The following is a 635-nucleotide window of genomic DNA, read 5'->3' on the forward strand; positions in this document are numbered from 1 at the left end:
GGAGTGTCTACACCTGGGTTATTTGGATCCACAATTGGTGGTGGAATGTAACCCTTGGTTGGATCTTCTGGATCAACTGGTTTCAACGGCTCTGTTGTTCCTGGAACTTTTGGCTCATAGCCTGGAATGTATGGCAACGGTGGGTTGTCACTTGGTTCCTCTGGAGTCTCGTCATATGGTACCGGTGGTTCATCTGTTCCTGGTTTGTTTGGATCATAGCCCCCACCTGGTGTTTCTGGGATGTATGGAATGTACTTACCAAGTTCCTTATAGACATAAGTTACGTTTGTTGTACCTTCTACAACCTTACCAGTTTCTTGATCACCAGCTTGAACCTTACTGAAGATATAGCGTTTACCATCTTTCTCGATGATCTTCGGCTTGTTATCTGTTGTGTCATACGGTGTATCTACATCACTTTCTGGTGTGTCTTCCACATCCGCAGCGATTGTTTCACCAGCTTCGTTCACATAGTGAACCACAACATTACCCTTCTTCACTTCTGGAACAGGCTCTTCTTTCAAGACATATTGATAAACAACAGTCTGTTCTCCCTCTGTAACCTTACCGGTTTCTGGGGCATCGCCTTGAGAGTCACGTACAGGTTTGGTAGCTGAAAGAACGTAGGTCTTGCC

At 45.4% G+C, this 635-nt stretch carries 1 protein-coding gene; it reads right to left on the reverse strand.

Going from position 1 to position 635, the window contains the following annotated elements; genetic code table 11:
• On the reverse strand, positions 1-635 hold a 635-nt coding region (locus tag ACXM1Q_RS09355; RefSeq protein ID WP_458517818.1), incomplete at both ends, for a MucBP domain-containing protein.

Source organism: Streptococcus sp. 10F2 (assembly GCF_054331515.2).